Origin of the sequence: Methylobacterium frigidaeris (genome assembly GCF_022179185.1) — a bacterium.
Classification (GTDB): Bacteria; Pseudomonadota; Alphaproteobacteria; order Rhizobiales; family Beijerinckiaceae; genus Methylobacterium; species Methylobacterium frigidaeris.
In genome coordinates this window covers 17848-40456 of record NZ_BPQJ01000006.1, presented here as the reverse complement: position 1 = coordinate 40456, position 22609 = coordinate 17848, and the positions used below count along the sequence as shown (strand labels likewise).

Genomic DNA, 22609 nt, shown 5'->3' with positions numbered 1-22609 from the left:
GGGATGATCGAGGTCGCGGTCCGGCACGCCCGAGGCGCCTTCGCGCTCGATGCGGCCTTCACGGCAGAGGGGCGGGTCACCGCCCTGTTCGGCCGGTCCGGCTCCGGCAAGTCGACCCTCGTCGACGTGATCGCCGGGCTCCTGCGGCCGGATCACGGGCGGGTGGTGGTCGACGGCGTCACCCTCCTCGATACGGAATGCGGCGTCCGGGTGCCGGTGCATCGGCGCCGGATCGGCTACGTGTTCCAGGAGGCGCGGCTCCTGCCGCATCTGAGCGTGCGCCAGAACCTGCTGTTCGGGCGCTGGTTTTCGCGAGAGCGGTCCGGCGGGCCGAGCCTGGAGGCGGTGGCCGATCTCCTCGGCATGGCCCCCCTGCTCGATCGGAGACCGGCCGGGCTGTCGGGCGGGGAGCGCCAGCGGGTGGCGATCGGGCGGGCCCTGCTCGCCCGCCCGCGGCTGCTGCTGATGGACGAGCCGCTCTCGGCCCTCGACGAGGCGCGCAAGGCCGAGATCCTGCCCTACGTGGCGCGCCTACGCGACGAGGCGCGGGTGCCGATCGTCTATGTCAGCCACGCCGTCGCCGAGGTGGCGCGCCTCGCCGACACGGTGGTGGTGCTGGACCACGGCCGTGTGGCGGCCTGCGGCCCCGCCGCCGAGGTGCTGCGCCGGGGCGCCCTCTTCCCGGGTCACGAGACCGGCGCCCTCCTGCACCTGCGGATCGCCGCCCACGACGAGGCCTTCGGCCTCACTCATCTCGACGGCCCGCCCGGCCGCCTGACGGTGCCGCGCCTGGGCCTGCCGATCGGGGCCGGCGTGCGGGTGCGCGTGCGGGCCCGCGACGTGCTGGTGGCGCGCGAAGCCCCGCGATCGTTGAGCGCCCGCAATGTCCTCTTTGGTACCGTCACCGCCGTGACGCCGGGGGACGGGCCCCACGCCCGGGTCGAGATCGCCTGCGGCGATGCGAGCCTGGTCGCCGAGGTCACGCGCCTCGCCGTCCACGAACTCGCCCTGGCACCGGGACTGCCTGTGCTGGCGATCGTCAAGAGCGTCGCGTTCGACGAGGAGACGATCGGGGTGGTGGAGATTTAAGGTGAGACCGCGAGCGTCGGCAGTGCGCCAAAGCTCGGAAGTGACCACATCGAGGCAGCGTCAATCAGCCCGACACCCGCTAGCTTCCTTACGTCAGACGACACCTTCCCGGCTGCGGGAGCCCCGTGACGCGTGGGGTTTACGGTGGACATCGCCGGCCACCCTCGAAACCCGCAAGGGCTGAGCAGGCACGGCTGGGAAGGATATGGTCGCTCACCATCACCATCGCGAAAAGCCCGACCGGATGGTCGCTGACCATCACGATCGGGCTCGTGTCACGAGTAGGTTCACCTGACAAGATGGCCCGCGGGCGGCCACCCGCGGAGTCTCACCTCTCGAATGCAGAGCCGGCGGGCTTTCCGATCGATAAACACCGACCGATCTTCTCAAGGTGGCGCTGCTGCCTAAACGGAAACGGCGGGCCTTCCGGCCCCCCGCCCCGTCACATCACTTAACCGCGAGATCTTACCGGGCGCCCGGCAGCCGCTGCGCCATCGCCAGGTGCTGCTGCATCACCGGCAGGGCCTGCTGGACGTAGGCGCGCAGGGCCGGGTTCGGGCCCGACTGGGCGTAGGCCTGGTAGTTGGCGACCGTCATGCCGTGAGCCTGCACCTGCATGCGGGCGTAGGTGCGATCGAAGGCCGGGCCGGCCGGGGTGTCGGCGAGCTCGGCGAGCATCGCCTGCTGCTGCGGGCTCAGCGGAACGGCCTGGGTAGCCGCCGTAGTGGTCACGTCGCCATCGAAGTCGACCGCGTTCGCGCCGACCTGGGCGCCGCGGGCCGCGCCGGCTCCGAGGCCCTCGAGGCCGCCGACCGGGCCGCCCTGCAACGTACCGCCGACCACGCCGGCCGCCGCACCCGTGGCCGCGCCGACCGCGCCGCCCGCGATGGCGAAGGGCGCTTCGATCAGACCGCCGATGCCGGCGCCGGTGCCGCGGGCCACGTTCTCACGGCCACCGAGCAGAGCGACGTTGGCGGCGCGGTGGTCGCGGATCATCTCACGGGCGTATTCCCGGATCCGCGGGTTGCGCGACTTGTCGAGGGCGATCTGGCTCGACTTGACCTCGAACGCGTTCGACATCAGCGCCATCGAGCGGAACTCGTTGAAATTGCCGATCTGCTGCGCGAAGGCGGGGGTCGCGAGAGCAACGGCAAGGCCGGTCAGGGCAACGAGCTTCTTCATCGGTGATCTCCTGAAAATCTGTTCTTGAGCGTCACAATCGGTCAATGGCCGAACATCGCGCCGTTCGTTCGGCTCGGCTTGGCAAGACCATTCTTGGCAGGACGCTTTCGGGCTGGACAACGAGCGTTCGCGAACATTGTTCCCGCCGTTGCGTCACCATCCGGACTGCCGGCCCCTGGCCGGGAGGCGATCGCCTCCGGTATGACGGCCCTCGACGCCCCGGACGGTCCGGGCGCCAACGCGATGCGGCCCGCCTCCCGTGACACGCCCTACACCCCTGCCGTTGATCCAGATCTTGCGGGCGCTGGCCGCCCTGATGGTCGCGGCTGGCCACGCGCAGTTCGAGGTCGCAGGCCTCGCCGCCCGGGCGGGACTTCCCTTCGCTCCCGCGACCTGGCTGCCCTGGCCGGCCGGGGTCGACGTGTTCTTCGTCATCTCCGGCTTCATCATCGTGCACGCGGCGGCCCCGCTGCACGGGCGGGCGGAGGCCCGAAGGATCTTCCTCGCCCACCGGATCGCCCGGGTGGTGCCGCTCTACTGGCTCGCCACCACCCTCGCCCTCGCCCTCGCCTGGCTCAGGCCCGGTCTCGTCGGTGCCGGCGCCGAGGGGCCCGCCACCCTCGCGGCCTCCTACCTGTTCTGGCCGATGGCTCGGACGGACGGGACGGTGCAGCCGCTCTACTCGCTCGGCTGGACGCTCAACTACGAGATGGCGTTCTACGCACTCTTCGCCCTCGCGCTGCCGTGGGGCCGGCGACAGGCGATCCTCGGCGTGCTCGCGCTCCTCGCCGGCCTCGTCGCCATTGGTCGGGTCGCAGTGCCGCTGCCGGTGCCGCTGGCGTTCTGGAGCGACCCGATCGTGCTCGAATTCGCCTGCGGGGTCGCCCTCGCTCTCGTGCGGCAGGAGGGGCTGCGTCTGCCCGGCCCCGCGCGCCTCGCGCTGGCCATCACCGGCCTGGCCCTCCTGTCGCTGGCCGGCGAGGCCCCCGCCCTGCCCCGCTGCGTCGCCTGGGGCGGGCCCGCCACGCTCCTGGTCGCCGCCGCGGCGCTCGGACCCGCGGGCGCCGCGAGTCCCCGTCTCCGCCCGGCGGTGATACTGGGAGACGCGTCCTACGCACTCTATCTGGCTCATCCCTTCGTCGTACGGGGCCTGCGCGTGATCGCCGAGGCGACCGGCCTCACGGCGCCGATCGGCCCCGGGCCGCTGGCGCTCCTGATGGTGGTCCTCGCCAGCATCGCCGCGCTCTTGCTGCACCGCATCGTCGAGCGGCCCCTTACCCGCGCGGCGCGGACGCTGCTCGAACCGTCTCCTGAGCCGGAACCGGCCGCGAATAAGATCTGACAAGCTCGGATCTCCCCTTGCCGGGGCGGTCCGAACCCGTTGACACTCCATCGGCGGCATGCTGTTTCGCTATGCGATACGCGCATAAGCGCGAGTGAGGAAACGCAGGGGTGACGCGCCGACATGGCCCAACCGACCACCCACGTTGAGGAACGCCCCCGAGGAGGCGGCACAGCCACCGGCGCCACGGGCCAGGACATCGTTCTGTCCACCGAGGGGCTGACCAAGGAGTTCAAGGGGTTTCGCGCCGTGAACGGCGTGACGCTCGAGGTGACGCGCGGCACCATCCACGCGCTGATCGGCCCGAACGGCGCCGGCAAGACCACCTGCTTCAACCTGCTGACGAAGTTCCTGACGCCGTCGGCGGGTTCGATCCGCTATAACGGCCGCGACATCACCGGCATGAAGCCGGCGGACGTCGCTCGCCTCGGCCTGGTGCGCTCGTTCCAGATCTCGGCGGTCTTCCCGCACCTGACCGTCAAGGAGAACGTCCGCATCGCGCTGCAGCGGCGCAAGCGCGGCGATTCGTTCGATTTCTGGCGCTCCGAGACGGTGCTGCGCGCCCTCAACCAGGAGGCTTTGGAGCTAGTCGAGGCGGTCGGCCTGTCGGACTTCGCCGACATTCCGGCGGTGGAACTCTCCTATGGCCGCAAGCGGGCCCTCGAGATCGCCACCACGCTGGCGCTCGAACCCGAGATGCTGCTCCTCGACGAGCCGATGGCCGGGATGGGCCACGAGGACGTCGACCGGACCGCGGCGCTGATCCGCCGCGTCTCGGCCAACCGCACCATCCTGATGGTCGAGCACAATCTGTCGGTCGTCGCCTCGCTCTCCGACCGCATCACCGTGCTGGCGCGCGGCCAGGTGCTGGCGGAGGGCGACTACGCCACCGTGTCGAAGGATCCCCGCGTGGTCGAAGCCTATATCGGAGCCGGTCATGGCTGAGGCGGTGATGACGAAACCGGTCCCGGCGGCGGCAAGCGCCACCGCCCCGCTTCTCGCGGTGCAGGGGCTCGAGGGCTGGTACGGCGAGAGCCACGTGCTGCACGGCATCACCTTCGACGTGAAGCCCGGCGAGGTGGTGACACTGCTCGGCCGCAACGGCGCCGGCAAGACCACGACGCTCCGCGCCATCATCGGCATCCTCGGCAAGCGCAAGGGCTCGATCCGCTACGACGGCACCGAGACCATCGGCATGGCCTCGCGCAACATCGCCAAGCTCGGCCTCGGCTACGTGCCGGAGGAGCGCGGCATCTTCTCGAGCCTGTCGGTCTACGAGAACCTGATGCTGCCGCCGCGGGTGAAGCCCGGCGGGATGACGGTCGAGCAGATCTACACCCTGTTCCCGAACCTCAAGGAGCGCTCGGGCAGCCAGGGCACCAAGCTCTCGGGCGGCGAGCAGCAGATGCTCGCCATCGGCCGCATCCTGCGCACCGGCGCCAAGCTGATCCTGCTCGACGAGCCGACCGAGGGTCTCGCCCCCGTCATCGTGCAGCAGATCGGGCGCACCCTCGCCCGGCTGAAGACCGAGGGCTACACGATCGTCCTGGTGGAGCAGAACTTCCGCTTCGCGCAGACCGTGGCCGACCGGCACTTCGTGGTCGAGCAGGGCCGGGTGATCGACATGATCCCGAACAGCGAACTCGACGCCAACATCGACAAGCTGCACACCTATCTCGGCGTGTGATGCGGGTCCCGGTCCTCCTCTCGGCCCTGCTGATGGGTCTTGCGCCCGATGTGGCAGCGCTTGCCGAGACACCGGCGAAGATCGCGCCGGTGAAGATCGGCGTGCTGAACGACCGGTCGGGCGTCTACGCCGACATCTCGGGCGAGGGTTCGGTCGTCGCCGCCCGCATGGCGGTGGAGGATTTCCGCCCGCAGGGCCACGACCTCGTGGTCGAGGTCGTGGCCGGCGACCACCAGAACAAGCCCGCCGTCGGCGCGGCGCTCGCCAGAGTCTGGTACGACCGGGAGGGGGTGGACGCGATCTTCGACGTGCCGACCTCGTCGGTGGCGCTGGCCATCCATCAGGTCACCCGCGAGAAGAACAAGGTCTTCGTCGATTCGGGCGCCGGCACCGCCGACCTCACCGGGCCGGACTGCTCGCCCAATACCGTGCACTGGACCTTCGACACGGTGGCCCTGGCGAACGGCACCGGCGGCGCCATGGTCAAGCGCGGCGGCGACACCTGGTTCTTCGTCACCGCCGACTACGCCTTCGGCGAGGCGGTCCAGCGCGACACCACGGCGCTGATCCTGCGCAACGGTGGCAAGGTGCTGGGCAGCGTCAAGACGCCGTTCCCGGCCTCGGACTTCGCGCCGTTCCTCCGTCAGGCGCAAGGATCGGGCGCCAAGGTGATCGGGCTGGCGAATGCCGGCGGCGACACGATCGGGGCAGTGCGCGAGGCAGCGCGGCTAAAGCTGACGGAGGGCGGCCAGGCCCTCGCCGGCCTGCTGATCTTCTCGTCCGACATCCACTCGCTCACCCCGAAGGTGGCGCAGGGGCTGGTCCTGACCGAGCCGTTCTACTGGGATCTCAACGACGGCACCCGCGCCTTCTCCGACCGCTTCGCCCGCCGCTTTTCCGGTCGCAAGCCCACCGCCGCCCAGGCCGGGGTCTATGCCGGCGTGCTCCACTACCTCAAGGCCGTGGCGGCCCTGCGCGCCGTCGACGACGGCCGCCAGATCGTGGCGAAGATGAAGGAACTGCCGACCGACGACCCGCTCTTCGGCAAGGGCACGATCCGGGCCGACGGCCGCAAGATCCACGACATGTACCTGTTCGAGGTCAAGAAGCCGGCCGAGTCGAAGGGCGAGTGGGATCTCTACCGGGTGCTCGCGACGATTCCCGGCAGCGAGGCCTTCCGGCCCCTGGATCAGGGCGGCTGCCCGCTCGTCGTCAAGGCGGCCCAGGCGGACGGGGCGAGGCCCTGAGCATCGTGGTCGCCGGCCGGAGCGGCGATCACGAGGCGGGACCGAACACAACAGGCGGACCGCGATGCGGTTCAGCCTGGAGGGGCCGGAAGGCCCCGACCGAGAAGCGGGCGCGGCGCTCCACGGGCGCGGCCAACCTGCCCGGACTTCGAAGTCGATCGCCGCCGTGTGCGGGCGGCGCCATCAGGGAGGATTGTTAATGCTGAAACGGTTGTTGCTCGCCAGCGCGCTCTGCGCCGTCGCTTGCGGACAGGCGCTCGCGCAAACGCCGGTGAAGATCGGCGTGCTGAACGACCGCTCGGGCGTCTACGCCGACATCTCGGGCGAGGGTTCGGTCGCCGCCGCCCGCATGGCGGTCGAGGACTTCAAGGCCGCTGAGAAGGGCCTGAAGGTCGAGATCGTCGCCGCCGACCACCAGAACAAGCCGGATGTCGGCGCCTCGATCGCCCGCGCCTGGTACGACCGCGACGGGGTCGACGCGATCTTCGACGTGCCGACCTCCTCGGTGGCGCTGGCCATCAACCAGGTCACGCGCGAGAAGAACAAGGCCTTCATCAACTCGGGCGCCGGCACCGCGGACCTCACCGGGCCGCAATGCTCGCCCAACACCGTGCACTGGACCTACGACACGGTGGCCTTGGCGAACGGCACCGGCGGCGCGATGGTCAAGCGCGGCGGCACCACCTGGTTCTTCCTGACCGCCGATTACGCCTTCGGCCAGGCGCTGCAGCGGGACACCACCGAGGTCGTCAACAAGAACGGCGGCAAGGTGATCGGCGCGGTCAAGACCCCGTTCCCGACCGCCGACTTCTCGTCCTTCCTGCTCCAGGCCCAGGGCTCGGGCGCCAAGGTGATCGGGCTGGCGAATGCCGGCGGCGACACCATCAACGCCATCAAGCAGGCGGCCGAGTTCGGCATCACCGAGGGCGGCCAGGCCATCGCCGGCCTCTTGATCTTCTCCTCCGACATCCACGCGCTCACCCCGAAAGTGGCGCAGGGGCTGGTCCTGACCGAGCCGTTCTACTGGGACCTGAACGACGGCACCCGGGCCTTCTCCGACCGCTTCGCCAAGCAGGCCGGCGGCAAGAAGCCGACCGCCGTGCAGGCCGGCGTGTATGCCAGCGTCCTCCACTACCTCAAGGCGGTCGAGGCGCTGAAGTCGGCCTCCGACGGGTCCAAGGTCGTGGCGAAGATGAAGGAGATCCCGACCGACGATCCGCTGTTCGGCAAGGGCAACATCCGGCCCGACGGCCGCACGATCCACGACATGTACCTGTTCGAGGTCAAGAAGCCGGCCGAGTCGAAGGGCCCGTGGGACCTCTACAAGACGCTGGCGACGATCCCCGGCAACGAGGCCTTCCGGCCCCTCAACCAGGGCAATTGCCCGCTGGTGAACAAGAGCTAACGTCACTTCCGGCGGCGCCGTCCGGCGCCGCCGGCCTCATCCACACCCGGCCCGGTCCCCACGCGAGTCGCCAGACCCCATGCCCACGATCCTCGGCGTCCCCATGCAGGCGCTCTTCGGCCAGCTCCTGCTCGGCCTCATCAACGGCTCGTTCTACGCCATCCTGTCGCTCGGGCTGGCGATCATCTTCGGCCTGTTGAACATCATCAACTTCACCCACGGCGCCCAGTACATGATGGGCGCCTTCGTCGCCTGGATGCTGCTGAACTATGCCGGCCTCGGCTACTGGTGGGCGCTGCTGCTGGCGCCGATCGTGGTCGGCCTGTTCGGGGTGATCCTGGAGCGGCTGCTGATCTCGCGGCTCTACAAGCTCGACCACCTCTACGGCCTGCTCCTGACCTTCGGCCTGGCGCTGATCATCCAGGGCCTGTTCCGCAACGAGTACGGCGTGTCGGGCCTGCCCTACGCGATCCCCTCCGAATTGTCGGGCGGCCAGCGCCTGCCCTTCATGTTCCTGCCGAACTATCGCGGCTGGGTCGTCGTCGCCTCGCTCGTCGTCTGCATCGCCACCTGGCTCGTCATCGAGAAGACCAAGCTCGGCGCCTATCTCCGCGCCGCCACCGAGAACCCGACCCTGGTCCAGGCCTTCGGGGTGAACGTGCCGCTCCTGCTGACGCTGACCTACGGCTTCGGCGTGGCGCTCGCCGCCTTCGCGGGCGTGCTCGCCGCCCCGGTCTACTCGGTGAACCCGAACATGGGCGCCGACATCATCATCGTGGTGTTCGCGGTCGTGGTGATCGGCGGCATGGGGTCGATCCTCGGCTCCATCGTCACCGGCTTCACCCTCGGGCTGATCGAGGGCCTGACCAAGGTGTTCTACCCGGAAGCCTCCTCGACCGTGATCTTCGTCATCATGGTGCTGGTGCTGCTGGTGAAGCCCGCCGGCCTGTTCGGCCGCACCGCCTGACCCGCCACGCCTGAAGGAACACACGACGATGTCCTCCGCCGCGGCGTCCACCGACGCCTCCCCGATCGCCGCCACCATGCCCGAGGGCAAGGACGCCAAGGCGTTCCACCGCCTCGTCTTCGTCATCATCGCGGTCCTGCTCGCGGTGCTGCCCTTCATCCTGTATCCCGTCTTCCTGATGAAGGTGCTGTGCTTCGCGCTGTTCGCGCTGGCCTTCAACCTGCTCCTCGGCTACGGCGGCCTCCTGTCCTTCGGCCACGCCGCCTATTTCGGCATGGCGAGCTACGTCACCGCCTACGCCGCCAAGGTCTGGGGCCTGACCCCGGAACTCGCCATCATCGGCGGCACCCTGGTGGCAGCCCTCCTCGGCCTCGTCTTCGGCGCGCTCGCCATCCGCCGCCAGGGCATCTACTTCTCGATGATCACCCTGGCGCTGGCCCAGATGGTGTTCTTCTTCTCGCTCCAGGCCAAGTTCACCGGCGGCGAGGACGGCATCCAGGCGGTGCCGCGCGGCAACCTGTTCGGCGTCATCAGCCTCGCCGACGACCGGGTGCTCTACGCGCTGGTGGCGGTGATCTTCTTCCTCGGGCTCTTGCTGATCTACCGCATCATCCACTCGCCGTTCGGCCAGGTGCTGAAGGCGATCCGCGACAACGAGCCCCGCGCGATCTCGCTCGGATACCGGGCCAACCAGTACAAGCTCGCGGTGTTCGTGCTCTCGACCACGCTCGCGGGCCTCGCCGGCTCGACCAAGGCGATCGTGTTCCAGCTCGCCTCGCTCACCGACGTGCACTGGTCGATGTCGGGCGAGGTGGTGCTGATGACGCTGGTCGGCGGCATGGGCACGGTGTTCGGCCCGATCCTCGGCTCCTTCGTGATCATCGCGATGGAGAACTACCTGGCGCAGTTCGGCGCCTGGGTGACGATCATCCAGGGCGTGGTGTTCGTGGTCTGCGTGCTGGTGTTCCGCGAGGGCATCCTCGGCCTCGTCGCCCGGACGCTGAAACGGCCGCTCTGACCGTATCACGGTCACAACGAAGACGGCGCCGGTTCCGCGAGGAGCCCGGCGCCGTCTTCGTTCAGGTCTCTTCCGGCATCTTGCTCGGCGCGGGTGGGAGATGCTGAGGAGCTTGCGCGAGCTCCCCTCACCGCCCTCGCCCATCCCGCCACTTCAGGAACTCCTGATACAGCTGGTCGCGATCGACCTCGCCCGAGTTCCGGCGCTGGGCCAGGAACTGCGCCACCTCCCCGGGCGCCGCCGCGACCCGCGGGGCCGGGGCGATGCGGTGCTCCAGCCAGTCCCTGGCCGCGGGGAAGCGGGGCCAGTCGGCGACCTCGGCGGTGAGGTTCACCTCGCGCCATTTCGGGTGGCGGGGGGCCTTGAGGAAGGCGTCGTACTGGCTGAAGAAGGCGTCGACGAACCGGGCGATGCGGCCGTAGCGCTCGCTGCCCTTCGGCCAGTTATAGGCCGCCAGGATGGTGCCGACCGCGAGCGTGCGCACCGCAATCCCCTCGGGTGCGAGGAGCGGGTAATCGGCGTGGGTCAGCTCCGCCGGCATGTAGTTCTCGGCGACGCCGCCCGCGAAGGGCACGTCGAGCAGGTGGAAGCGGTCGCCGGCCTGGAACTCGGCCAGCACCGCCACGGGCTTGGCTGCCACCGAGACCATGGCGGCGATCTCGCCCCGCTGCAGCATGGCGAGCGCCGTCGGCTGGTCAACGTTGACCGCGTCGACTGCCAGGCTGAGGCCGGCGAACATCGCCCGCCCGGACACGTCGGTGCCACTGCCGCGCACGTCGAAGCTCACCTTGCGGCCGGTGAGCTGGCGGATGTCGGTGATCTCCCGCGAGGCGACGACGTGCAGTTCGTCGTTGAACAGCCGGGCGATGTAGGCGATGTGCGACCGGGCGTTGCCGACCCGCTTGTCCTTGCGCAGCTGGTCGAGGGAATCGGTGCGCACGAAGGCGATATCGATCCCGCGCAGGTAGCGCAGGTCGTAGGCGTTCTGCCCGGCGCCCTTGCCCATCACCGGCAGCACCCGCAGGTCATTGATCCCGTCGAGCACGAAGGCGAGATCGCTCGCCATGCGGAAATACGTGCCGCCGGGGGTGCCCGAGATCACCGCCACGGTGTTGGCGTTGAGGTGGCTGCCGAGCGCCACGTCCTCGGCGCTCTCCCGCGGTCCCGATCCCTGCACCCGAGGCCGGGGCGGAGGAGCCAGAGTCGGCCGCGCCGGCGCCGGCGCCGGTGCGGCGGCGGGCGGGGGATCGGCGGGCTGCGCGCCGGCCTCCGGGCCGGTCCAGGGCAGCAGAAGGGCGAGCCAGAGCGCGGCGCGGCGGGTCATGCGATCTCTCCCCGTCTCGGATGCGGATCACTCGACGCCCCATGGGGCGGCCAGGGGGGGCACGAAGGGGCTCGGCAGGCCGGCCTGGCGGATCGGGTTGATCCAGCCCGCCGGCCCCCGATGCGCGGGGCCGGCCGGCGGCGTCTCCGCGGAATCCCGGTTCGCGAGGTCCTGGTTCACAGGTCCCTGGTTCTCAGGTCCCTTGCCTTCCTGTGCCTGGCGGTACAGGGCGCTCGCCTTCTCGGGGTCGCCGCGCAGACCGCGGACCTGCAGGGCGGCGAGCTTGTCGGGGTCGTAGGTCTCGGCGAGGAGCGCCGTGGCCCGGGCGCTGCCGCTCCGCACGCCGAGGGTGAGGAAGAGCCGCGCTCCGCTGATGTCGCCGCGCCCGATCAGGACCGCGACCCGCGCCAGCAGACGCTCCTCGTCGAGCGTCTCCGGTGCGTCCGCGCTCGCCGGCATCGGCGCGGTCGAGGGCGATGCTCCCCGTGGCGTCGGGCCGGGGCGGGTCTGGAACACCAGCGAGGGCGGTTGCGGCTTCGGTGCCGCGGCGGCCCGAAGGCTGGCCTCGTCCGCGCGGTCGCGACCGGCCTTCAGGCGATCGAGCCACCCGCGCGCCTCGGCGGCGACCCGCTCGGCGGCGATCCGGCCCTGCTCGGCCTGGTCGCGTGCGCCGGCGGCCTGCGCCTCGCGGGCGGCGGCCTCCGACTGGGCGACCTGGGCGGCGCGGAGCGCGACGGCAAGGCGGCGCAGGCCCGCCCGCATCATCGCCCGCTCCCGCGCCGCCGTTTGCGCCTGCGCCTGATGAGCGACCTGCGCGGCCTCGGCCGCGGTCTCGAGCACGGCGACGCGCCGGTGCGCCTCGGCGAGGGCCACCGCCAGCTGCTCGGACCGCGCCCGCTCCTCCGCGAGCGCCTGCCGCCTCTCGTCGGCGGTCTCCTCCGCGGCCCGGCGGGCCTCCTCGGCGGCGGCGGCGACCGCCTGGGCCTGCGCCGTCGCCCTGTCAGGCTCGGGTCCTTGAGCCGCCCGTGCCCGCAACTCCTCGACCTCGGCCCGGGCGGCGATCAGGTCGCGGCGGGCCACCATCGCGGCGTCCGACAGGGCGTTGGCGCGCGCCTCTTCCTGCTCCAGGCGCCGCCGGGCCGAATTCGCCTCGGCTTCCGCCTGCCGCACCCGCGCCTCGGCCCGTCGCCGGGCCTCCTCGAGAGCTTGCGTATCCCGGGCCTGCGTGTCCACGGCGGTCCGCGCGGGCTCGGCGGGCTTCGGTGTCGAACTGGCCTGATCCCCGGTCGGGCTCGCTTGATCACCTGCTTGACGGGCCTGATCGCTCGCCTGGCGAGCCTGGTCTCCCGTCGGGCGGGCCGGCTCGCCCGCCTGGCGGGCCAGGATGACGCGCGCCTGCATCTGTCGCGGCACCCCGGCCCGGTCCGCCTCGGTGACATCGGTCCAGGCCGGGGTGGCCTTCGGGCGCGCCGCCGGTATCGGCCCCGCCGTCGGCGGGCTTCCTTCCACGGTCAGCGTCGCGCCCATCACCCCCAGCGCCAGACATCCTGTCAGGCCGAGCCAGAATTTCATGACGCGCCCCTCCGGCGTGAGCGGGCGGATCTCCGCGGGGAAAGCCGCGCCGTATCATGCGGCCGACATTGGGCCGTTGGGGCAGTCGGGAGCTATCTGCGCGATGGGGGACGGTTCGGGCGGCGCACCCTCTCCGAAAGACGTAAGCAGCACCTCCCCCTTTCGGGTCAGGCGAGCGCCCGCCGAATCGCCGCCCGGACCCGCTCGGGCGCCTCGAAGGGCAGGAAATGGGTGGTGCCCGGCACCGTCTCGACCTCGACGGATCCGCGACTCTCGGTCAGCGCGCAGGTGCTGCCGGTTTCGGCCCGCAGGATCTCGGCCGGGCAGGACAGGCGGGCGAGCGCCCCCCAGGGATCGTGGCCCTGCGCCAGGTAGCTCGACGCCTCCCAGGCCCCGGTGCAGGCGAGGGTCACGCCGTTCGCGACGTCGCGAAAGCCGTCCGCCACGTAGTCGGCGAGCGGCGCCTCCGGCCAGGTGCGGAACGCGCCGCGCCCCCTGTAGGCGGCGATGGCCGCCTCCCGGGACGCGAATTCGCTGCGCCGTTTCAGGGCACCCTCCGCGAGGCCGGCATGGCCCTCCCCGCGGCGCTCCGGCGGCTGGATCACCGGATCGAGGAGCACGAGGCGGCGCACCCGCTCCGGCCGCTCGGCCGCGGCGAGCAGCGAGGCGGTGCCGCCCATCGAGTGGCCGATCAGCACCAGGGGCCCCGCGTCGAGCCGGTCCATGAGGGCGATGAGGTCGTTCGTGACGTCCTGCCAGTCCGTTCGCCCGGCGGGCTCCGCCGGCAGGGTGGTGCCGCCATGGCCGCGATGGTCGTAGGCCAGCACGCGCCGATCGGACAGCGGCGCGAGCAGGCTGCGATAGGTGCGGGCGTTGAAGCCGTTGGCGTGCAGCAGGAGCGCGTCCAGGGGCCGGTCGCCCGGCCCGAATTCCAGGGCGGCGAGGCGCCCGCCCGAGGCGTCCCCGATGTCGATCATCCGTCGCACGAAATCGGATTCGCTCACGCCCGCATCCCCTTCGGTCGCGCCAGGGCGGTGCCGGCGGCCCCCAGCGCCATCAGCACGGCCGTGCCGAGGAAGACCGCCCGCATGCCGATGTGGCCGCCGACGAAGCCGCCGAGCAGCGGCCCCAGCACCTGCCCGACATATTGCGACGAGGTGGAATAGCCGAGCATCGTCCCGGCCACCCGGTCGGGCACGGAGTGGCGGATCACGCTGGCGATGCAGGGCAGGAGCCCCCCCAAGGCCAGACCCATCAGGAAGCGCAGGCCCACGAGCTGCCACTCGCTCGTCACCAGGGCCTGCGGCACGAGGAGCACCGCCGAGGCGGTCAGGCTCGCCGTGATGACGGTCCAGGGGCCGATCCGGTCGGCGAGGCGCCCCAGCCGCGGCGCCGACAGGATGCTGCCCAAGGCGGTCGCCGACATGGCCAGCCCCGCGATCAGGGTGACCCGGGCGGGATCGGGGGTCAGCTCGGCGACGTAGACGGTGATGATCGGCTCGACGGACATCACCGCCAGCATCAGGAGCATGCCGGTCGCCAGCATGGCAAGTGCCGGGCGCTTGTCCGGGATGCTGGAGAAGCCGCCGCCGGCCCGGGCGGAGCGCGGCGGGCGCGGCTCCTCGCGGATCAGGAAGAGGGTCGCCAGGAAGGCGAGGAAGATCACCCCGCCGGCGGCGAAGAAGGTGGCGCGGATGCCGATGAGCGGCGGCAGCACCCCGCCGACGAGGGGCCCGACGAGGTTGCCCGCCATGATGCCGGAGGCGAGCGTGCCGAGCGCCCAGGCCGAGCGGTCCTTCGGGGTCTGCGTCGCCACCAGCACCGTCGAGCCCGAGGCGTAGCCGCCGAGCAGGCCCGCGAGCAGCCGCAGGCCCACGAGCTGCCAGACGTTGCCGGCGAGCCCGATCAGCGACATCGCCACCGCCATGCCGAGGCTCGCCCGGATCAGCATCAGCTTGCGGCCGTAGAGGTCGGCGAGCCGCCCCCAGAGCGGCGCCACCAGGGCGGCGCTGAAGAAGGTCGCTCCGAACGCCACCCCGGACCATTGCACGATCGCCGCCTGGTCCTTGACCCCGAGTTCCTCGACGTAGAGCGGCAGGAACGGCAGCAGCAGCGTCATCGCCACGATGGTGGTGAAGGAGCCGAACACGCAGACCGCGAGGTTGCGCCGCCAATAGGCCTCCGCCGGCGCTTCGTCCGTGGTCGCCGCGCTGCCGTCGCGGGTCATCGTCGCGTTTCTCCCCCTTCGCACGGTGGCAGATCAAGCGAGGGGATCCCGCGCTCGACCGTCGACCGTCGGCAGGACCGTAGACGCCTCTCCGTCCGGCGCGAAGCCACGCCGGACGCCCACCGTCATGCCCTCATGTCATGCCGCCGGTCGCCAGTCCGGCCAGGCACCGACGCGGTGCACCAGACGCCGGTCCCGCGCCTCTTCCCCGAATGGCGCCAGGACCCACTCCCACTTGCACGCCGCCGGCCCCGGATCGACGCCGTAGAGGAGGTCGAGGCGCTCCAGCACCTGCCCGGCTCGATCCTCCTCGGTCTCGTCGAGATCGGTGACGAGGCAGATGCGGGCACGGAGTTCTGCCAGGGCGTCGAGATGGGCCGCCACGATGCGGCGCCCGAAGGCCTCCGCGTCGGTCCAGGGCCCGAGCCGGCCCGCCGCCTCGAGCCGCGCGACCGGGAGGATCGGCAGCTGCGACAGGAGGTTGGCCGAGACCACGAGGTCGGCCTCCCGGCAGACCGGCGGCAGCACCGGCGCGAAGGCCCCGCTGCGGCCGAGCAGCAGGCCTTCCGTGCCGCTGAGATCGTGGGTGAGGCGCGCGACGTTGGGGTGGCGGCGTGCCCGCCAGCGCCCCCGCCAGGGATGTACCGCATCGACCAGCACCACCCGCCGGAACGCGGCGGCGAGATCGTCGATCGGCACGTCGTCGAGGAGGCCCGAGCCCAGAACCACGACGGTGTCGCGCCGGGGCAGATCCCGCACCGCCGCCCGCACCGCCTCCTTCGCCGCCGCGAGGTGCGGCGCCCAGGCGGCGCGGCACCGGCGCGAGCGCGCGGCGAGCCTCACGCTGTCGCCGGCATAGCCGAGGCGCCGCGCCGGCAGGGACGCCGGCAGGACGAGCCAGTGCACGAGGTCGAGGAGCACTAAAGCCCCCCGGCCTCCACCACGAAGCGCGCCACCGCCTCGACGCCGTCGCCCTGGCGCAGGGACGCGAAGACGTAGGGACGCGTGCCGCGCATCCGCTTCGTGTCCTCCTCCATCACCCCGAGATCGGCGCCGACGAGGGGCGCGAGGTCGGTCTTGTTGATGACGAGGAGGTCCGAGCGGGTGATGCCGGGCCCGCCTTTCCGCGGGATCTTCTCGCCGCCGGCCACGTCGATGACGTAGATCGTCAGGTCGGCGAGCTCCGGCGAGAAGGTGGCCGCGAGGTTGTCGCCGCCGGATTCGAGCAGAACCAGGTCGAGGGCCGGGAAGCGCCGGCGCATCTCCGCCACCGCTGCGAGGTTGATCGAGGCGTCCTCGCGGATCGCCGTATGCGGGCAGCCGCCGGTCTCGACGCCCATGATGCGCTCCTCCGGCAGGGCGCCGGCCACGGTGAGGAGGCGCGCATCCTCCTTGGTGTAGATGTCGTTGGTGATGGCGCAGAGGTCGAAGCGCTCGCGTAGGGCCTTGCACAGGCCCTCCATCAAGGCGGTCTTGCCCGACCCGACCGGGCCGCCGATGCCGACCCGCAACGGGCCGTGGCTGGAACTGGGGCCGTGGCTTGAGTTCATGGTGTGTTGGATCTCCGTGACAATCAATACAGCCGCCCGCCATTCGGCACCGGCCGCTCGGGCGCGATCAGCACCACCGCGCCCTCCCCGTCCGGCACGCCGAGGGTGAGCACCTCGGAGCGCACCGGGCCGACCTGGCGCGGCGGCAGGTTGACGACGCAGAGCACCTGCCGGCCGACCAGGGTCTCGGGGGTGTAGTGCACCGTCACCTGGGCGGAGGATTTCTTCAAGCCGATCGCTTCGCCGAGATCGATGACGAGGCGATAGGCCGGCCGGCGCGCCTCCGGGATCGGCGCCGCCTCGACGATGGTGCCGACCCGCACGTCGAGCTTCAGGAAGTCGTCGATGGCGATCGGGGCCGGCGGCTGGGTCTGGTCCATGGGGCGTCCGCGTTCGAGGAAGGCTTCGCCGCATCCCTAGCCCAGCCGGCGCGACCCGGCGAGCCGGCTCCCTACCCCACCGACATCGTCAGAGGCGGCTGAACCTCCGCCGGCAGGGGCGAGACGTATCCCTCCGGCCCGGTGCGGGCCTTGAGGTCCGCCTTCGCGGCGTCGCGCAAGGCGGCGTCGGTGGCGAGGCGGGCGCCGAGCGCCGCCATGGCTTTCGCCACCTGCACCATCGCCTTGTGGGCGGCCGGGGTCTTGCCCTGCGCCACCACCTGCCAGGTGTGGAACGGGGTGCCGACCGCGACCGTCGGGGCGTGGGCCTGGACCGTCGGCACCACCCAGCTCACGTCGCCGACATCGGTCGAGCCGATCGCCGGGTTGCGCCTGGCATCGAGCGGCACCAGGAAGTCGGCGAGGGGGGCGTCGCTCACCGGAAGTCCAATGGTGTGGTAGACCGCCGCGATGTCCTGCGGCGTCAGCGTGTCCTGGATCTGCTGAGCGAAGGCGCGGTCGGCCTCGTCGAAATGCGGCGTGCCGAGATCCTCCATCACCCCGTGCAGGGCCTCCTCCAGCGGCGTGTTGCCGACGAGGTTCGAGACCGCGCTGACGATGCGCATCTCCATCGTGGTCTCGGTCATCAGCGCCGCGCCCTCGGCGATCTTGCGCACCCGGTTCACGAGGTCGCGCATGCCGGGCAAATCGCGGGCGCGGATCGAGTAGCGCACCCGGGCATGGGCCTGGACGACGTTCGGGGCGATGCCGCCGGTGTCGAGGAGCGCGTAATGCACCCGCGCGTCGCTCGGCATGTGCTCGCGCATGTAGTTGACGCCGACATTCATCAATTCGACCGCGTCGAGGGCCGAGCGCCCGAGATGCGGGGCGGCCGCCGCGTGGGAGGCGCGGCCGGTGAAAACGAAATCGGCCCGGGTGTTGGCGAGCGACAGCGGCGGCGTGACCTCCCAGAAGCTCGACGGGTGCCAGGTCACTGCGGCGTCCGCATCCGCGAACAGGCCCTCGCGCACCATGAAGGCCTTGGCGGCACCGCCCTCCTCGGCCGGGCAGCCGTAATAGCGCACGCGTCCCGGCAGGCCGGTCTCGGCGAGCCAGTCCTTCACCGCGGTGGCGGCGAGCAGTGCCGCCGAACCGAGCAGGTTGTGCCCGCATCCGTGGCCGTGACCGCCTTGCTCGATGGGGGCATGCCGAGCGACGCCCGCCTCCTGGCTCAAGCCCGGCAGCGCATCGTACTCGCCGAGGAACGCGATGACCGGACCGCCTTCCCCGGCTTCGCCGATCACCGCGGTCGGGATGCCGGCGGCGCCCTCGGTGATCCGGAAGCCCTGGTGGCGCAACTCGGCGGCATGCGCCGCGGCCGAGCGTGCCTCGGTGTAGCAGACCTCCGGCGTGCCCCAGACCTCGTCGGAGAGCGCGATCAGCCGGTCCTTGTGGGCGTCGACCTGACGCCACACGGCGCTGCGGTTGTCCATGGGGTCCTCCCGTACGCAGCCCTCGGGCCGCCTCGCGCGGGAGCGTCATGCAGGTGGCTTGCCGGCTCAAGCGCGGCGGGTGCGGACGTGGGGCGCACGGCTGGAATAGCTCAAGCGCTGACCGGGTCACACATAATTGGCCCGGGCTTTGCCTATCGCCATCTCGTTAGCGCTGACAACTGGTGCTGATTTTTACGCAGCCGCTTGTAAGGACATGCGGCGGGCGCGATGCTGACGGCCGCCAGAGGCCAGCCAGAAGGGTGTTTGTCGATGACCGAGCGTGGCGTGACCGAGCATGACCTGCGCACCCTGATCGGCGAGGTGAAGGACGGGAGCCTGTCCCGGCGCAGCTTCGTGCGCCGGATGCTGGCGCTCGGCCTCACCGCCCCGATGGCCGGGATGATGCTGGCGCAGAACGGCGTCGCCTTCGCGGCGAACGGACTGCGCGACGCCTACAAGCCGACGAAGGCCGGCGGCGGAGGACCGCTGAAGCTGCTGTTCTGGCAGGCCGCCACCCTGATCAACCCGCATTTCGCCATCGGCACCAAGGATCAGGAGGGCTCGCGGATCTTCTACGAGCCGCTGGCGGCCTGGGACGCCGACGGCAACCTGTTCCCGATCCTGGCGGCCGAGATTCCCTCCAAGGAGAATGGCGGCGTCGCGGCGGACGGCCGCTCGGTGACCTGGAAGCTGAAGCCGAACGTGAAGTGGCACGACGGCAAGCCCTTCACCGCCGACGACGTGGTGTTCACCGCCGAGTACGCCGCCAATCCGGCCACGGCCGCGGTCACCGGCGGCAGCTACATCAACGTCAAGGTCACGAAGGTTGACGACCTGACGGTCAAGCTCTCGTTCAAGGAGCCGACCCCGTTCTGGGCCGACGCTTTCGTGTCGAGCGCCGGGATGATCATCCCCAAGCACGTCTTCGCCGATTACACCGGCGACAAGTCCCGCGACGCGCCGGCGAACCTGGCACCCGTCGGCACCGGTCCCTACAAGTTCAGCGAGTTCCGCCCCGGCGACATCCTGCGCGGCGTGCGCAACCCGGATTACCACGTGCCGAACCGGCCGTTCTTCGACTCGATCGAGATGAAGGGCGGCGGCGACGCGGTCTCGGCCGCCCGCGCCGTGCTGCAGACCGGCGAGTACGACTACGCCTGGAACATGCAGGTCGAGGACGAGATCCTCAAGCGGCTCGAGGCCGAGGGCAAGGGCCGGGTCAAGATGGATTACGGCGGCAACCTCGAGTTCCTGCTGCTCAACGCCACCGACCCGAACGTCGAGGTCGACGGCGAGCGCGCCTCGCTCAAGACCAAGCACCCGGCCTTCTCCGATCCGGCGGTGCGCAAGGCGATGAACCTGCTCGTCAACCGCGCGGCGATCCAGCAATTCATCTACGGCCGCACCGGCCGGGCCACCGCCAACGTCTTCAACGGCCCGGCCCCATTCGTGTCGAAGAACACCTCCTTCGCCTTCGAGCCCGACAAGGCGGCGCAGATCCTTGAGGACGCCGGCTGGAAGAAGGGCGGCGACGGCATCCGCGCCAAGGACGGCAAGAAGCTGAAATTCGTCTTCCAGACCTCGATCAACGCGCCGCGCCAGAAGACCCAGGCCATCATCAAGCAGGCCGCCCAGAAGGCCGGCATCGACATGGAGCTGAAGTCGGTCCCCGGCTCGGTGTTCTTCTCCTCCGACGTGGCGAACCCGGATACCTATCCGCATTTCTACGCCGACATGGAGATGTACACCTGGAACATGACGCAGGCCGATCCGGCCGTGTTCGCGCTGCAATACGTCTCCTGGGAGGCCGCCACCAAGGCTAACAAGTGGCAGGGCCGCAACATCTGCCGGATGCAGAATCCGGAGGTCGATGCGGTCTACCGTGCGGCGCAAGGAGAGCTCGACCTCGTCAAGCGGGCCGCCCTGTTCGTCAAGATGAACGACCTGGTGGTGGCGGACTACGTCCTGCCGCTCCTCCACCGCGCCCAGGTCTCGGCGGTCAACGGCAAGCTCGAGGCGCCCGCGAGTGGCTGGGACAACTCGCTGGCCTTCCTGGCCGAGTGGTACAAGCAGGCGTAACGACACCCGATGGGAGCCTATCTCCTCCGCCGTCTGCTCATCGCGATCCCGAGCCTGCTCGGGATCAGCCTCATCCTGTTCACCGTGCTGGCGCTCGCCCCCGGCGATCCGTTCGGCGAGCTCGCCACCAACCCCAACGTGCCGCCCGAGGTGCGCGAGGCGCTGCGGCTGAAGTTCGGCCTCGATGACCCGATCCTGGTGCGCTACCTGCACTGGCTGACGGCGATGCTCCAGGGCGACTGGGGCTTCTCCTTCGCCAGCCGCGTCGACGTCGACGAGCTGATCCTGCAACGCCTGCCGACCACCCTGTTCGTGGTCGGCTCGTCGCAGGTGCTGGCTCTCGTCATCGCCGTGCCGGTCGGCATCCTGGCGGCGATCCGGCCCTACTCGGTCTTCGACCAGGTGGCGAACACCCTCGCCTTCGTCGGCTTCTCGCTGCCGACCTTCTTCACCGGCCTGTTGTTCATCCTGCTGTTCAGCCTGACGCTGGACTGGCTGCCCTTCGTCTACCAGGCCGACATCGCGGCGACGGGCTGGCGCTGGGCCTGGGAGCATGTCCGGCAGGCGATCATGCCGGTCTGCGTGCTCGGCTTCTTCCAGGCGGCGTCCTACACCCGCTACGTCCGCGCCTCGGTGCTCGACGTCGCCCGCCTCGACTACGTCACCACCGCCCGGGCCAAGGGCCTGTCGGACGGCACCGTCACGGTCCGCCACATCGCCCGCAACGCGCTCATCCCGGTCGTGACGCTGGTAGCGCTGCAGATCCCGGCGGTGTTCGGCGGCGCCATCGTCACCGAGCAGATCTTCCGCATCCCGGGGATCGGCTCGCTCCTCATCAACGCGATGCTCGCCAACGACACCCCGGTGGTGATGGCCGTCACCTTCGTGTTCGCCTGCCTCGTCGTCCTGTTCAACCTCGTCGCGGACCTCCTCTATGGCTGGCTCGACCCTCGCATCTCCTACCGCTGAGGCGGCGCCGGCGCCCGCTCCGGCGGCCTCGGGGCGGGACACATGGCGGCGCTTCCGCCGCCACCGCCTCGCGGTTGTCAGCGTCGGAGTGCTGGGCCTCCTGATCCTCGCGGTCCTCGTCGGCGGCTGGGTCTGGCCGGTGGCGATCGACGAGATCGACTTCGCGGCGACGCTCCAGGGCCCGTCCTGGGCCCACCCGCTCGGTACCGACGACCTCGGCCAGGATCTGCTCGCCCGGATGATCTATGGCGGGCGCATCTCGCTCGCCGTCGGCTTCGCCGCCATGGTGGTGGCGACCGTCGTCGGGATCGTCGTCGGCGCCCTCGCCGGCATGTCGCGCCGCTTTCTCGATCCGGTGCTGATGTGGCTGACCGACCTGTTCCTGTCGCTGCCGCAGCTGCCGCTCCTGCTCCTCATCATCTACCTGTTCCGCGACCAGCTGAAGCAGCTCTTCGGGGTCGAGGGCGGCGTCTTCGTGATGATCGTCGCCGTCATCGGCGGCCTGCGCTGGATGCCGGTGGCGCGGCTGGTGCGGGCGCAGTTCCTGTCCTTGCGCGAGAAGGAGTTCGTCGAGGCGGCGCGCTCGCAAGGCGCCACCGCCTGGCACCTCGTCACCCGCCACATCCTGCCGAACGCGCTGGGTCCCGTGATCGTCGCGGCGACGATCGAGGTCTCCTCGGCGATCATCGCGGAATCGACCCTGTCGTTCTTAGGATTGGGCTTCCCGCCCGACATCCCGACCTGGGGCCGGCTCCTCTACGACGCCAAGGACCATCTCGACGTGGCGCCGCACTGGGCGTTGTTCCCCGGGGCGGCGATCTTCCTGACCGTCCTGTCGATCAACTTCATCGGCGACGGCCTGCGGGACGCGCTCGACCCGCGGCGGGTGCTGTGAGAGCCGCCGCCACCGTCATTCCCACCCTGGACCTCATCCTGAGGTGCTGGGCGATCGCAGATCGCCCAGCCTCGAAGGAGGCCTCCAGATCCCTCGGAGACCGCTGGAGGTCTCCTTCGAGGCGAGCGACGCTCGCGCCTCAGGATGAGGTCGCGGGTAGGAGCTTGCGTGAGTACGGCAGTCCGC

The 22609-nt window shown here is 70.7% G+C and carries 20 protein-coding genes; 11 read left to right on the top strand and 9 right to left on the bottom strand.

Going from position 1 to position 22609, the window contains the following annotated elements:
• The first annotated feature begins 3 nt into the window (after positions 1-3).
• Positions 4-1089: a molybdenum ABC transporter ATP-binding protein gene (gene modC / locus MFF64_RS08205; RefSeq protein WP_099905487.1), complete on the top strand. Its 1086-nt coding sequence runs from the start codon at positions 4-6 to the stop codon at positions 1087-1089.
• A gap of 465 nt (positions 1090-1554) precedes the next feature.
• On the opposite strand, the gene MFF64_RS08200 is transcribed toward modC, so the two are convergent.
• Complete coding sequence (locus MFF64_RS08200) at positions 1555-2271, bottom strand: DUF4142 domain-containing protein (protein WP_099905489.1); 717 nt, start codon at positions 2269-2271, stop codon at positions 1555-1557.
• 259 nt (positions 2272-2530) lie between these two features.
• On the opposite strand from MFF64_RS08200, the gene MFF64_RS08195 reads away from it, so the two are divergent.
• The 7 genes from MFF64_RS08195 to MFF64_RS08165 all read left to right on the top strand — a co-directional run bounded on the left by MFF64_RS08195 (position 2531) and on the right by MFF64_RS08165 (position 9937).
• Positions 2531-3613, top strand: coding sequence for an acyltransferase family protein (locus tag MFF64_RS08195; RefSeq protein WP_238190378.1), 1083 nt, complete (start codon positions 2531-2533; stop codon positions 3611-3613).
• A gap of 123 nt (positions 3614-3736) precedes the next feature.
• Complete coding sequence (locus tag MFF64_RS08190) at positions 3737-4558, top strand: ABC transporter ATP-binding protein (protein WP_238190376.1); 822 nt, start codon at positions 3737-3739, stop codon at positions 4556-4558.
• Positions 4559-4565: 7 nt separating this feature from the next.
• Positions 4566-5300 (top strand): ABC transporter ATP-binding protein, encoded by a 735-nt coding sequence (locus MFF64_RS08185; RefSeq protein WP_425324401.1) that lies wholly within the window; start codon positions 4566-4568, stop codon positions 5298-5300.
• A 32-nt stretch (positions 5301-5332) separates the two neighbouring features.
• Positions 5333-6547: an ABC transporter substrate-binding protein gene (locus MFF64_RS08180; protein WP_238190514.1), complete on the top strand. Its 1215-nt coding sequence runs from the start codon at positions 5333-5335 to the stop codon at positions 6545-6547.
• Between the two features lie 199 nt (positions 6548-6746).
• On the top strand, positions 6747-7952 hold the full coding sequence (locus tag MFF64_RS08175; RefSeq protein ID WP_099906101.1) for an ABC transporter substrate-binding protein: 1206 nt from the start codon (positions 6747-6749) through the stop codon (positions 7950-7952).
• Between the two features lie 79 nt (positions 7953-8031).
• Complete coding sequence (locus MFF64_RS08170; RefSeq protein ID WP_099906099.1) at positions 8032-8919, top strand: branched-chain amino acid ABC transporter permease; 888 nt, start codon at positions 8032-8034, stop codon at positions 8917-8919.
• A 28-nt stretch (positions 8920-8947) separates the two neighbouring features.
• Positions 8948-9937, top strand: a complete 990-nt coding sequence (locus tag MFF64_RS08165) for a branched-chain amino acid ABC transporter permease (protein WP_099906097.1) — start codon at positions 8948-8950, stop codon at positions 9935-9937.
• 127 nt (positions 9938-10064) lie between these two features.
• On the opposite strand, the gene MFF64_RS08160 is transcribed toward MFF64_RS08165, so the two are convergent.
• The 8 genes from MFF64_RS08160 to MFF64_RS08125 all read right to left on the bottom strand — a co-directional run bounded on the left by MFF64_RS08160 (position 10065) and on the right by MFF64_RS08125 (position 18480).
• Positions 10065-11261: a TAXI family TRAP transporter solute-binding subunit gene (locus MFF64_RS08160; RefSeq protein ID WP_238190374.1), complete on the bottom strand. Its 1197-nt coding sequence runs from the start codon at positions 11259-11261 to the stop codon at positions 10065-10067.
• Between the two features lie 27 nt (positions 11262-11288).
• Positions 11289-12833: a coiled-coil domain-containing protein gene (locus MFF64_RS08155; RefSeq protein WP_099906880.1), complete on the bottom strand. Its 1545-nt coding sequence runs from the start codon at positions 12831-12833 to the stop codon at positions 11289-11291.
• 167 nt (positions 12834-13000) lie between these two features.
• Complete coding sequence (locus tag MFF64_RS08150) at positions 13001-13837, bottom strand: alpha/beta fold hydrolase (RefSeq protein WP_238190372.1); 837 nt, start codon at positions 13835-13837, stop codon at positions 13001-13003.
• Positions 13834-15060 carry an MFS transporter gene (locus MFF64_RS08145; protein WP_099906881.1) on the bottom strand — a complete coding sequence of 409 codons (1227 nt, stop codon included), beginning with the start codon at positions 15058-15060 and terminating at the stop codon, positions 13834-13836. Before MFF64_RS08145 ends, MFF64_RS08150 begins: the two co-directional genes overlap by 4 nt.
• A 138-nt stretch (positions 15061-15198) precedes the next feature.
• Entirely contained in the window at positions 15199-15981 is a 783-nt protein-coding gene (locus MFF64_RS08140) for a hypothetical protein (RefSeq protein WP_099906882.1), read from the bottom strand.
• On the bottom strand, positions 15981-16610 hold the full coding sequence (gene ureG, locus MFF64_RS08135; RefSeq protein WP_099906885.1) for an urease accessory protein UreG: 630 nt from the start codon (positions 16608-16610) through the stop codon (positions 15981-15983). Before ureG ends, MFF64_RS08140 begins: the two co-directional genes overlap by 1 nt.
• Positions 16611-16633: 23 nt before the next feature.
• Entirely contained in the window at positions 16634-16990 is a 357-nt protein-coding gene (locus MFF64_RS08130) for a tRNA-binding protein (protein WP_099906887.1), read from the bottom strand.
• Positions 16991-17061: 71 nt separating this feature from the next.
• On the bottom strand, positions 17062-18480 hold the full coding sequence (locus MFF64_RS08125) for a M20 family metallopeptidase (RefSeq protein ID WP_238190370.1): 1419 nt from the start codon (positions 18478-18480) through the stop codon (positions 17062-17064).
• A gap of 285 nt (positions 18481-18765) precedes the next feature.
• Between MFF64_RS08125 and MFF64_RS08120 the strand changes: the two genes are divergently transcribed.
• Genes MFF64_RS08120 through MFF64_RS08110 form a run of 3 tightly spaced genes read left to right on the top strand, consistent with a single transcriptional unit; the run spans position 18766 to position 22423 of the window.
• The gene (locus MFF64_RS08120) at positions 18766-20559 is read left to right on the top strand and encodes a peptide ABC transporter substrate-binding protein (RefSeq protein WP_238190512.1); all 1794 of its coding nucleotides are present in this window, start codon (positions 18766-18768) and stop codon (positions 20557-20559) included.
• Positions 20560-20568: 9 nt separating this feature from the next.
• A complete protein-coding gene (locus MFF64_RS08115; RefSeq protein ID WP_099903721.1) occupies positions 20569-21528 on the top strand; it encodes an ABC transporter permease in 960 nt (319 codons plus the stop codon).
• On the top strand, positions 21494-22423 hold the full coding sequence (locus MFF64_RS08110) for an ABC transporter permease (protein ID WP_099903723.1): 930 nt from the start codon (positions 21494-21496) through the stop codon (positions 22421-22423). The genes MFF64_RS08115 and MFF64_RS08110 overlap by 35 nt, the downstream gene beginning before the upstream one ends.
• Positions 22424-22609 lie beyond the last annotated feature (186 nt).